General features: G+C 44.2%; 9 protein-coding genes. 4 read left to right on the top strand and 5 right to left on the bottom strand.

Going from position 1 to position 11,687, the window contains the following annotated elements:
- Positions 1–171: 171 nt before the first annotated feature.
- A complete protein-coding gene (locus tag U1I11_RS10040) occupies positions 172–1,311 on the bottom strand; it encodes a zinc-dependent alcohol dehydrogenase (RefSeq protein WP_322905962.1) in 1,140 nt (379 codons plus the stop codon).
- A gap of 586 nt (positions 1,312–1,897) precedes the next feature.
- On the opposite strand from U1I11_RS10040, the gene U1I11_RS10035 reads away from it, so the two are divergent.
- Positions 1,898–2,671: a TraR/DksA C4-type zinc finger protein gene (locus U1I11_RS10035; RefSeq protein ID WP_322905961.1), complete on the top strand. Its 774-nt coding sequence runs from the start codon at positions 1,898–1,900 to the stop codon at positions 2,669–2,671.
- A 383-nt stretch (positions 2,672–3,054) separates the two neighbouring features.
- Here the strand turns inward: U1I11_RS10035 and U1I11_RS10030 are convergent, their stop codons facing one another.
- Complete coding sequence (locus U1I11_RS10030) at positions 3,055–4,380, bottom strand: hemolysin family protein (protein ID WP_322905960.1); 1,326 nt, start codon at positions 4,378–4,380, stop codon at positions 3,055–3,057.
- Between the two features lie 397 nt (positions 4,381–4,777).
- Between U1I11_RS10030 and U1I11_RS10025 the strand changes: the two genes are divergently transcribed.
- From U1I11_RS10025 to U1I11_RS10015, 3 genes are all read left to right on the top strand, one after another.
- Positions 4,778–5,692: a carbohydrate ABC transporter permease gene (locus U1I11_RS10025; RefSeq protein WP_322906193.1), complete on the top strand. Its 915-nt coding sequence runs from the start codon at positions 4,778–4,780 to the stop codon at positions 5,690–5,692.
- A complete protein-coding gene (locus U1I11_RS10020) occupies positions 5,689–6,513 on the top strand; it encodes a carbohydrate ABC transporter permease (RefSeq protein WP_416235429.1) in 825 nt (274 codons plus the stop codon). The genes U1I11_RS10025 and U1I11_RS10020 overlap by 4 nt, the downstream gene beginning before the upstream one ends.
- Positions 6,514–6,681: 168 nt before the next feature.
- On the top strand, positions 6,682–8,067 hold the full coding sequence (locus U1I11_RS10015) for an ABC transporter substrate-binding protein (RefSeq protein ID WP_322905959.1): 1,386 nt from the start codon (positions 6,682–6,684) through the stop codon (positions 8,065–8,067).
- A gap of 451 nt (positions 8,068–8,518) precedes the next feature.
- Here U1I11_RS10015 and U1I11_RS10010 read toward each other — a convergent pair whose 3' ends face one another.
- From U1I11_RS10010 to U1I11_RS10000, 3 genes are all read right to left on the bottom strand, one after another.
- A complete protein-coding gene (locus tag U1I11_RS10010; protein ID WP_322905958.1) occupies positions 8,519–8,938 on the bottom strand; it encodes a spore coat protein GerQ in 420 nt (139 codons plus the stop codon).
- Between the two features lie 243 nt (positions 8,939–9,181).
- A complete protein-coding gene (locus U1I11_RS10005; protein WP_322905957.1) occupies positions 9,182–10,159 on the bottom strand; it encodes an SDR family NAD(P)-dependent oxidoreductase in 978 nt (325 codons plus the stop codon).
- 95 nt (positions 10,160–10,254) lie between these two features.
- Positions 10,255–10,782, bottom strand: a complete 528-nt coding sequence (locus U1I11_RS10000) for a MerR family transcriptional regulator (RefSeq protein WP_322905956.1) — start codon at positions 10,780–10,782, stop codon at positions 10,255–10,257.
- Positions 10,783–11,687: the final 905 nt, after the last annotated feature.

Below are 11,687 nucleotides of genomic sequence, written 5' to 3'. Positions count from 1 at the left end.
CGTGTAGCATTCAGATGAACGCAATTCCTGAATAAATTTGAGACAAGCTACTAGACGTGTTTGTAACGACAGAAATGAATATATTATCCGCTTTTTATTAGTTGTTTCAATAAGACATAAAATTAAGTTAAACGATCGCTTCTATCCATTATCGATCTGTTACACTGCCACTTACGGTTTTAAAATGACTTTAATGCAATCATCATGCTTATCATTGAAAATATCATACGCATGCGCCGCGTCCTGTAGTGGGATATGATGTGTAATAATATCGGTGGCATCTAGTTTGCCGTCGACGATTTGTTTGAACAGCTCTGGCATATAATGCACGACCGGTGCTTGACCCATCGCCAGCTTTACATTACGCTCAAACAGATGACCGAGCGGAAAGCCATTATACGTTTCCCCATATACACCGGTAACTTGAATCGTGCCGAATTTGCGCACGACGTTAGCGGCGATATTAAAAGCACTCAGACTACCGCCTTGCAGCTTCAATGCGGTTTGTAAACGTTCGCCTACATTTTTCTCCGCATCCAGCCCGACACAATCAATCACAACATCCGCACCACCACTAGTTATCTCTAGCAAATGTTGATCGACTTCATCGACTTCTTTGAAGTTAATCACTTCGACATTGTTTGTACGCTTGGCATGAGCGAGTCGGTACGGCAGATGATCGACAGCGATTACGCGTTTGGCACCTTTTTGCCAAGCGAATTTTTGTGCGAGCAGACCGACCGGGCCGCAACCGAGAATGATTACCGTATCACCAGCTTTCACGCCGCCGCTTTCCACGCTCCAGTATGCGGTTGGAATAATATCGGACAGAAATAACACTTGCTCATCGGTCACTTCAGCCGCTTCTGGCACGACAAATGGTAAGAAATTCGCATACGGCACACGCATCAGCTCAGCTTGACCACCTGGATAACCACCGTAAATGTCAAAGCCAAAATAAGCGCCTGTATTTTTCTCCTCCATTTTGTTGGAATTGTCGCATTGGCTTTCCATCTGATGTTTACAGAAAAAACATTCACCACATGATACGTTAAATGGAACGACAACACGATCGCCTTTTTTCACACGTGTAACACCAGGACCAACTTCTTCTACGATCCCCATCGGCTCGTGTCCGATAATATAATCGTCATGCACAACCGGCATCGCTCCATTAAAAATGTGTAAATCCGAACCACAGATTGCCGTCGAAGTGACACGAATTACGATATCGTCATCCTTTTGAATACGTGCATCCTCTACATTTTTGACGCTGACTTTTTGTTTACCTTGAAACGTGAGTGCTTTCATTATAAATTCCCCTTTCTCGTAATAGAAAGTATGTGGCGCTATCCGCCCATCGTGCTCATTTCAAAAAAGAAATAGATTCCGCCGTTGTTGCCGACTTTTCAATCATTGTAACGATTTTCTGTGCTTATTAAAACAACAGTAATATCACACTTTGATCCAAATACATGTTAGTTCATAACATCCGAATGATCGCTACGCATATGGCAAATAATTACCTGCGCTAAATACATTCTACTTCGTGCAGTTGCAGCTCGTGTTTAAAATTCGCCAACACTGAAATTGAATACATTGTACGCATTTAAACTTATACATCATCCGTTATACAAGTACACATATGATCTACAATAAAAAGCCATATTGTAGAAATTAAGCCAAAATGATACACAATGGTCTCTGTTGTATTAACCAACCTGGATGCTGTTTTAACGTCATCGAGCAAAACAGTATCGATTACGATTAAGTGCTCCATCCCTTCTAACTGCCCAAAGATTAATTCGCTTGCACACAGGGTAATGAAATGCATAACAAGCGGTAGCTTCATGTAATTGCAGCTGCATGCAGTTTAACACCGAAGGGAGTCCTCATCATGAACCATTTAACGAACGCACAAATCGAAGAACTTAAAAATAGCTTACTGGAAGAAAAAAAGGAATTGGAACGGCATTTTGATGTCGATAAAGATACAATGGATGGACAAATCGAATCGGAGCGTATGTCTACAGGTGAACTGTCCGCAGTCGACAATCATCCTGCTGATCTCGGTACGGAAACGTTTGAACGTGAACGCGATCTGGCGATCGATGATCAGATGAGCGATACATTGGAACAGGTGAACGCGGCTTTACAGCGGATCGAAGACGGTACGTACGGCATTAGCGAAGTGAGTGGTAAACAGATTCCATTTGAACGTTTGCAAGCATTGCCATTTACGACGTATTTGGTGGACGAAAGCCCACAGCAGGACAATGTAAATGACTATCGTCCGGTAGAAGAAGACCTAATTACCCCGCCTGCCAAAGGTTCGGGCGAAAATCGCCAGCATAACACCGGTCGTTTTGACGATGCCGGTGCATGGCAGGCAGTGGAAGATTACGGTGTTGCCGACTCCCCGGCGATGAGTGCACAGCGCGAAGTACACAGCTATAATGAGTTGGCTGAAGGCGCAGCAGACGAGGAAAACTTTACCGAAAGTGTCGAAAGCTTTGCGGCTAACGATATCGAAGGCAACCATCGCCATGTAGAAGAAGGGCCTGCTTCCCGTACGTATGAACGTCATGGCGAAGGCGATACTGAACTTCAGGTCGATGAAGCAGACGAGCAGATTGACGCTGAAGTGGAAGAAGCGGATCGCCGCCGTTAATTGTGTTACAGTTGACGCACGATCACCATCGACGCTGGTGATTGGATCATAAAATGTTCCGATGTGCATATACACCGTTCACTCATATCTAGTGCGAGCATTTAGCATGCAAAGCATCCAAATTCGCCTTCATATGCAAAACTAACTGTATTTGGATTAGCGAATGAGCCGATACACAGCTCATAAGCGCAGTAATCAAAAAAGGAATGGATCGGTTTAAACGATCCATTCCTTTTTTGTATGCGTTGTTGCTGCATGTCGTTCGATTGAAACAACGACACTGTTTATTCCGTCCGCTTCACTTTACGTTGCCTTTTACGCTACTTTTGCTGCATATTAATCGGCATGATCGGACTGAACATAGCATGATCCGAGCTGCTTATTCAAGCTCCTGCCTGATTAGTCGTCACAGCGAATTGTGTAATGACCAGCTTGATACGCGAAATGCGTTTATTTTCCACTTCTTCAACTACGAGTAAATGCCCGTCATGCGCCACGCTTTGTCCTACCTTAGGAGGCAGGGATTCAACACGGGAATACAGCCAACCGCCGATCGTATCGTATTCGGACATGTCCAGATCAAGCGAAAAGCGTGTATTAAACTCCTCAATCAGCATCATTCCATCGATGGAATACATCATTTCGTTGATCGGCTCAATGATCGGACGCTCATGATCAAACTCATCCTGTATTTCGCCAACAATCTCCTCCATAATATCTTCCAGCGTCACCAAACCTGCTGTACCGCCATATTCATCGATCAAAATGGCAATTTGTGTTTTGCCGCGCTGCATTAATTTCATCAGCTCGCTAATTTTGATCGATTCCGGTACAGCAATAATCGGACGAATCAGCTTGACCGAGTCAATGATCTGGTAACGCAACAGGTCTTTAATGTGCAAGAAGCCGACAATATGGTCTTTGTCGCCATCGCACACCGGATACCGTGTGCACATACCATTCAGGGCAATCTGCAAATTTTCTTCACGCGAAGCATGCAGACTGAGACAGATCATCTCGGTACGTGGAATCATAATTTCGTGGGCGGTTGTATCGGCAAACTCAAATATATTATCAACCAGCGCCAGTTCGGTATTATCGATCAGCCCGCTCTTGTTGCTTTCTTTCATCAGTATGCGTATCTCTTCTTCAGTATGAGCGGATTCGTGTTCGGATGCCGGAGCAATACCGAACAGTTTAAGCAATGCATTAGCCATGCCGTTCAACATCCAAATAAAAGGATACATTATTTTGTGGAACAACAACATCGGTGCAGCTGTCCAAAGTGTCACCGTCTCCGCTTTACGGATCGCAAGCGACTTCGGAGCAAGCTCACCCAGCACGATATGCAAAATCGTAATAATGATAAAGGCGATTGCAATCGAAACGCTGTGGATGGCGATTTCGTTGTTCCAGCCTATCGCTGTGAATACTGGTCGGATTAGATCGGCAATCGCCGGCTCACCAATCCAGCCAAGTCCCAGAGATGCCAGCGTAATACCAAGCTGACATGCCGACAAATAGGCATCCAAATTGTTCACAATGGACTGCGCAAAGCGCGCCCGTGTATTACCTTCATCAACTAGTGTTTCCAATCGACTGCTGCGAATTTTAACCATTGCAAATTCCGCCGCCACAAAAAAACCATTTAACAATACGAGTACAAATACGAGCAAAATGCTCAATAAACTGGGTAAGGGGTCAGTCAAGTGTGTCTCCCGCGCTGTCGTCCGCTAAGCGGATATCGATACAGCAACGGGTTCACCTCCTTCGAATAGTAGATTTTTGAATTGTGCGCCATTTCATGTGTACCGTCAATTTCCCAATGGTTTCACCTCATTTCATATGTAAGTATAGACGTTGCCTAATTATATTATAGCGCGAAAACAAAAACAGTCAAATCTACCCGACCTCCTGTGAAGTCGTCTAGACAACAAAATTTTTACAATTTCATCACGTTCTCTTAACATGCGCTCTTTATACTTTAGCAGGTGAACAGCATCGTATGCATGTGTGCGAAAGGCATTGAAACTATACAACAAAGTGAGGTTGATTGTTTTGGACAAATCGTCGGTTGTGCCTTCAAGGCGCACGCTCAAACGAACTATGGATCGCGAGCGATCCCGGATACGCCTCCCCCGTCGCACTGGTCGGTTACAAGAATATTCACTAGCTGCATTGTTTCTCGCTCCATCGGTAGCATTATTCAGCATTTTTCTATTTTATCCGTTAGTACAGTCGGTGTACTTAAGTCTTCATTCCACGACACCGCGCGGTGATGTTGCCAAATATATCGGACTGCGCAATTTTGAGCGTCTGTTTGAAGCGAGCGGCTTTTTGAACAGCTTATGGGTCACCGTGCAATTTATGCTGTTTACAGTGCCCACGTCCATCGTGCTCGCACTAATTCTTGCCGCGATTTGTCGTACTCATTTGCGCGGCAGCAAAGTGTTCCGGTTTATTTTCTCATTGCCGCTGGCGATTTCGGTCGGTACCGGTTCGGTCATCTGGATGATGCTGTTTCACCCAACGCTCGGTATGCCCAACTACTTGTTACAACTTATCGGTTTGCCAGGCATTCAATGGTTAACAAGCCCCAACTGGGCGCTCATTTCCATTTCGATTATGACCGTATGGATGAATGTAGGCTTTCTGTTTATTTTGCTGCTGGGCGGTATGGAAGGCGTATCCGAGGAAATTTACGAAAGCGCCCGGATGGACGGCGCTGGGCCATTGCTTACTTTTTTCCGTTTAACATTACCGCTGATCTCACCGACATTGTTTTTCGCTACGGTCACATCGATCATTAGTGCGTTTCAATCATTCGGGCAAATTAACATACTAACTAAAGGGGGGCCGGTTAACAGCACGAATGTGCTTGTGTTCAATCTGTATCAGGATGCCTTTGTAAATTTCCGCTTTGGCTCAGGCAGTGCGCAGGCGCTTGTATTGTTTGTGTTAATTCTCATTTTGACGATCATCCAGTTCAAATTCGGTGAAAAGAAGGTGCATTACCAGTGAAACCTAATTGGGTTCGACTTGGCTCGGCATATACCGTGCTGATCTTTGCTTCTATTCTGATTCTGTTTCCGTTCTGGACGGCATTGTCCAACTCGTTCATGACTGCTGCGGATTCGGCTACATATCCGCCGAAGCTGATTCCGTCTCACTGGAATGTGCAAAACTTTATCGATGTACTGAATACGATTCCGATTTTGCGTTTTATGACAAACAGCTTGCTGACGAGCTTGATCATTACGATCGGTCAGCTGGCGACTTCTTGTATGGCTGCTTATGCATTTGCTTTTTTAAGATTTCCGGGACGTAAGCTGCTGTTCTCGCTGTTTCTCGCTACGATGATGATTCCGTGGGAAGTGACGATTATTCCGAACTATTTGACAGTGCGCAGCTGGAATTGGCTCGATTCGTATGCTGGTTTAACCGTGCCTTTTCTCGCTACCGCGTTCGGAACGTTTTTGATGCGGCAATTTTTTATGCAACTGCCCAAAGAACTGATGGAAGCGGCACGGATCGACGGTTGTGGTCATCTGCGTATTTTCGCTTCACTCGTTGTGCCATTATCGATTCCCGGGCTGGCGACGCTTGGTGTGTATTCTTTTCTGACACATTGGAATATGTATTTGTGGCCACTGCTCATTACGAATTCCGACAGTATGCGCACCGTACAGATCGGTGTGAGCATGTTGCAATTTGCCGAATCGACTGCATGGAATGTCGTTATGGCAGGAATCGTACTTGTGCTGCTGCCTTCGCTCATTTTGCTTGCGGTTGGGCTTGGTCGTCTAGTCGGTGGCTTAACTGCTGGGTCGTTAAAAGGATAACAACAGTACATTTTCACAACGTTGCTAAAAAGTCGCTACATGAATGAATTAATTGTGAAATATTCGGCACAGTCAAATGGTCATCATCCTTGCTTTACTGTAACATCGCTCGCCTTGCAATACCGTTTCATATGACTATTAACTTATGTTAAAGGGGCAAATTCACTCATGAAATTCAAATCGTTGTTCACACGTCAATGGAGTCTGCTTGCATTAAGTCTGTTTCTGTTTTTGGCAGCTTGTAGCGGAGGCGGTGCTTCTTCAGGTTCTCAGCCAGCAGCCGCTGCGGATAGTGAAGCGACAGCGACAAGTTCGGGGCCTGTAAAAGTTGTGTTCTGGCATTCGATGGGCGGTAGTCTGGAAAATGTCGTAAATGATCTGGTGAAAAAATTTAACGATTCCCAAAAAGATGTGCAAGTCGAAGCCGTATTCCAGGGCGACTACGATACAGCACTAAGCAAATTCAAAACCGTAGTTGGTACGAATGATGCGCCTACATTAATGCAAGTGTACGATGTAGGTAGCCGTTATATGATCGATTCCAAAGCGATTACGCCGATGCAGCAATTTATCGATGCAGACAAATACGATCTGTCCAGCTTTGAACAAAACATTTTGAGCTATTACACATTCAATGGCAAGCAATATTCGATGCCATTCAATACGTCTAATCCATTGATCTACTACAATAAAGACTTATTTAAAGCTGCTGGACTTGACCCTGCCAATCCGCCAACAACATTTGCCGATTTTGAAGCGGCGGCGAAAAAACTGGCGGCAAAAGGCACACCAGCGGCGTTCCCGATCTACGGCTGGCTGCTTGAGCAGTTGTTGGCAAACCAGGATGTACAAATATTAAATAACGATAATGGCCGCAGCGCACCAGCAACAGAGTCGACGATCAATTCCAAAGCGGCAGTTGATACACTAACATGGTGGAAAAAGATGGTCGATGAAAAAGCGATGCTCAATCTCGGTCGTAAACCGGATGATACCGACAAAGCGTTCCTTGCCGAACAAACAGCGATTACGATGAACAGTACCGGCGCACTGCGCAACTTGCTGAAAAACTCTCAAGGTAAATTCGAACTCGGTACAGCTCCATTGCCTAAACCATCGGCGGCTTATAAAGATAAAGGCGGCGTTGTTATTGGTGGTGCAAGCTTGTGGATTATGAACAACCACCCTACTGCCGAACAACAAGCAGCATGGAAATTTATTAAATTTTTGGCTGAACCGGAAAATCAAGCCTACTGGTCTGTAAATAGCGGTTACTTCCCGATTACGAAAAAAGCATATGATATCGATCTAATGAAAGAAAACTTGAAAAAATATCCGCAATTCCAAACCGCTGTCGATCAATTGCATCATACAAAGATCGATCCAGCTACACAAGGTGCGGTAATGGGTATTTTCCCTGAAGCACGTCAATTGACCGAAACTGCGATCGAAGAAGCGTTGACTGGTAAAAAGACACCTCAACAAGCGCTTGACGATGCCGCCGCTCAAATTACGCAAAAATTACAAGATTATAATGATTCCGTATCGCAGTAATGAAGCGTAATGAACCGCAGCAACAGTGTGTCCAATGCACACTTGATCTTACAAAAGCCATTATCATTATATAGAAATCAAGCAGAACTCCAATCTACTAGTAGCTTGTCTTCAGTGAATTTACAGTTTGTCGATCTAACCATTGCTTGATGATGAATAGGTTAACGTACGTTCAAACACAATTTCCATTTGAGACAGCCTACTAGTAGCTTGTCTTCAGTGAATTTACAGTTTGTCTATCTAATCATCGCTTGGTGATGAATAGGTTAAGGTACGTTTAAACACAATTTTTATTTGAGACATCTTACTAGCGATGTTGTCCTATCGATTGTTTGCCAAATCGCCGCTTATAGCACCCATCGTCCTTACAGCAAAAAACGCCGATTGTACGGAATTTTTCCGTATAATCGGCGTTTAGTATTTTATTAGCATAAAAGATTTGATTGATCGTCTATTGCTGTGGCAAAAACTGACGTGTTGGTGCCGCATGACCGGAAATATTCGTATACGCTGAAGTCGATTCGGTAAATACGGCATGATCCAGCTCCGCAAACGAGATCACTTCGCGCTGACCGTTATGCGCATGGCGAATAACAAAATGATCTTCTCCCGTCGCTTCCAGTCTGCCGCGCAACATATTGTTTCTTGCTTCACGACCGGCGATCATATGAAAAATTCCGACCAATCCCATTTTTTCCTGCAATTTTTCACGCGTATTGTGTTGATCCTGAGTTGTGCCAAAGTGGATGACTGCATCTTTTACGGACGGTGTCATCATCTGCCCTGTACGTGGTTCAGACAATGTCTGATCCGTATGGCCATGCCTATGCTCATTACGATAAGCAACCGGACGATAAGGTTGGGTTAACATGATTGCATTCCTCCCGTAAATGAAAGTGTACCACATCCTCTACTATACCCTTTTGCATAATCATCGAATCGATTATTTCCCAAAATATAGTAAATTTAATGCGCAATCACAGTTCCATTCGTTGCTGAGCGGATGGGCGTACGAACAGTATAACAGAATACTGTCATTTACAATTCGTCCGAATGGACGATTTCAGCTCGCCTTATGATGTCGACGCCTGTGCTGATCGTCCTATACAGTCATTTATGCTTTGGACAAGTCTGCACCGGTCAGCTCTGCTGACAGTTTCCATAGACGTTTTGCTTGTTCTGGATCAACCGCATACTCTTTCACACCGGCGGAAGGTTTGTCTGCTTGATAAGGTACTGCGATATCGCAATCTTCACAATAGACGCCACCTTTATCTGCAAGCTGTGGCGAAGTTGCAGCCCATACTTGTGTTGCTGCACCTTGTTCCGGTGTTTTAAACGCTTCATTAACGGTTTCTCCATCTTCACTAATCCAGTTGAGCGCAATCATTTCCTCTTTGGGCATATGGCGTTGTAACGGAGTCAATATTCCACCTGGATGCACGGCAAACGCGCGCACGCCATGTGCTGCACCAAGTCGATCCAGTTCTACGGCAAATAATGCATTCGCCGTTTTCGATTGTCCATACGCTTCAAACTTTTGATAATTGCCTTCAAAGTTCAAATTGTCCCAACGAATCGGTGAGCGATGGTGACCTGTTGACGATGTGGCAACGACACGCGCACCACCATTAGCTTTTAAAGCAGGCCAGAGCAGATTGATCAATGTATAATGTCCGAGATGATTGGTCGCAAATTGTAATTCCCAACCAGGACCGACACGTGTCTCTGGACAAGCCATAATGCCTGCATTTAAAATTGCCACATCGATACTGCGTCCACGATCCAGGAAACGTTGGGCAAACGCACGTACACTGTCCAAATCAGACAGATCAAGCTCATCGACTTCGACTTTTTCGATTCCAGCCAGTGCTTCACGTGCAGCATCCGGGCGACGAGCAGGCACTATCACATGGGCACCTGCTTTCACTAGCGCACGCGTCGTTTCCAATCCAAGACCAGAGTAACCACCCGTAACGAGTGCCAGCTTACCGGACAGATCAATACTTGCCAGTACATCATCTGCTGTACTGCGATAACCGAATCCGGAGTTAATCTTTTCTTGCGGTGTTTGTTGATAAGCTTTTGTCATAATTTGTATTCTCCTCTCATCCTACTCATTTGAAATTGATCACAGGTCTACTTTACAACCTAGAGTGAACTCTAGGTCAAGCCCTTATTTTCCATTTATGCACGATCTAACGAGCTTGAAATATAGTTTTCATATACATTGGCTTTATTTGTAATCACATCTAAACATTCATTTAAATGCTGCATCTGATCGATGACACGTTGCTGATGCTCTTTTAAAATCGCAAGACGTTCATGCTCATTGCCTGGTCCTAATCGAACCAACTCCGCAAAGCGTCGAATTTGCGCAATTGGCATTCCTGACGCACGCAAGCAAATACAGATGCGCAGCCACTCTACATCAACTTCATTGTAGCGACGTCTTCCACCTCCATCGCGCGACACTTTTAAAGTAAGCATCAGTCCTTCACGCTCATAAAAACGTAGCGAATGTACGCTAAGTCCAAGTCGTTCCGCCACTTCTCCAATCGATAGCTGGGCTGAATGTTGCGGTAGCTTCGTATTCGTTGTGCTCGTTGGTTGCTCGTTCTGATTGTGCGTAGAACTGGATGCAGATGATCTAGCTTTAGATGTAGTCGATGAGCGTACCTCTTGTTGCGAGGCAGCAGATAATGGATTATTCATACGCTTATTCTCCTTTAGATGAAACGATTAGCTTACATGATCACATAACGCTTATATCATCACCGTACCAGTTAAGTTGCACATATTGATTCATAGCGGTTTATGAAATCGTTGAGTATATTCATCAGACACTTATACAGGGTCAGCTTGATCTTACCGGAAGCTGAGTTTATGTACCAGTTTACAACAGAGACAGCATGTAGCCAAATAGGAATTCGGAGTGTTTTATAAAAAATACAGGAATCCGTTTACGTTTGCATTCATAGTTCTAGTAGTCTGTCTCAAATGTAAATTGTGTTTGAACGTACGTTAACCTATTCATCATCAAGCAATGGTTAGATCGACAAACCGTAAATATATTTGAGACAATCTACTAGGCAATGTCTTCAAACCTTCCACGTTGTCATTTTATTATTCAAGTTGATCGCGTTTTAGGTGAGTTGAGCTGCGTATACAAGCGTAATCTAATAAAAAAAACACATCGAACTGCCTACGAAGCAGTTTGAAGACACCTCCTAGTAGGCTGACCAGTTTAAATTCGATGCCTGATTGACTACATCTTATGAAAAATACACTGGCATTGTAGCAGGATAATATCGCTGCTATGCAATATCAAACTGTCTATTTACCACGGTCAGTCTACTAGAGCGTGTACGCAAACTCGTAGGCTGCACCAATACACCATGTTTGCGTATAAGCCTAACATAATCTGTTTTCTTTTTCGTGATTTTGTGCTTTTTTATAAAAGAAAAGATACTATTTTCTCAGCGATACTTCTCATAATCTAGCTCACGTTAGAGCGTTGACACACTAGATGGAACATGCTAGTATTTTTATACCAAGTATGCTTGTCGGATTAGTTTGTAACTAATTGGCAACGACTACAACTGGGATGTTATTTATTA

It is taken from the genome of Paenibacillus campi, assembly GCF_034659835.1.
In the GTDB taxonomy this organism is placed as follows: domain Bacteria; phylum Bacillota; class Bacilli; order Paenibacillales; family Paenibacillaceae; genus Saccharibacillus; species Saccharibacillus campi.
This window is presented reverse-complemented; position numbering and strand designations above follow the sequence as displayed.

Bases quoted from the DNA above. Each gene is read 5' to 3' on its own strand.
- U1I11_RS10040 (WP_322905962.1), bottom strand. From the start codon at position 1,311: ATGAAAGCACTCACGTTTCAAGGTAAACAAAAAGTCAGCGTCAAAAAT.
- U1I11_RS10035 (WP_322905961.1), top strand. From the start codon at position 1,898: ATGAACCATTTAACGAACGCACAAATCGAAGAACTTAAAAATAGCTTA.
- U1I11_RS10025 (WP_322906193.1), top strand. From the start codon at position 4,778: ATGGATCGCGAGCGATCCCGGATACGCCTCCCCCGTCGCACTGGTCGG.
- U1I11_RS10015 (WP_322905959.1), top strand. From the start codon at position 6,682: ATGAAATTCAAATCGTTGTTCACACGTCAATGGAGTCTGCTTGCATTA.
- U1I11_RS10010 (WP_322905958.1), bottom strand. From the start codon at position 8,938: ATGTTAACCCAACCTTATCGTCCGGTTGCTTATCGTAATGAGCATAGG.
- U1I11_RS10005 (WP_322905957.1), bottom strand. From the start codon at position 10,159: ATGACAAAAGCTTATCAACAAACACCGCAAGAAAAGATTAACTCCGGA.
- U1I11_RS10000 (WP_322905956.1), bottom strand. From the start codon at position 10,782: ATGAATAATCCATTATCTGCTGCCTCGCAACAAGAGGTACGCTCATCG.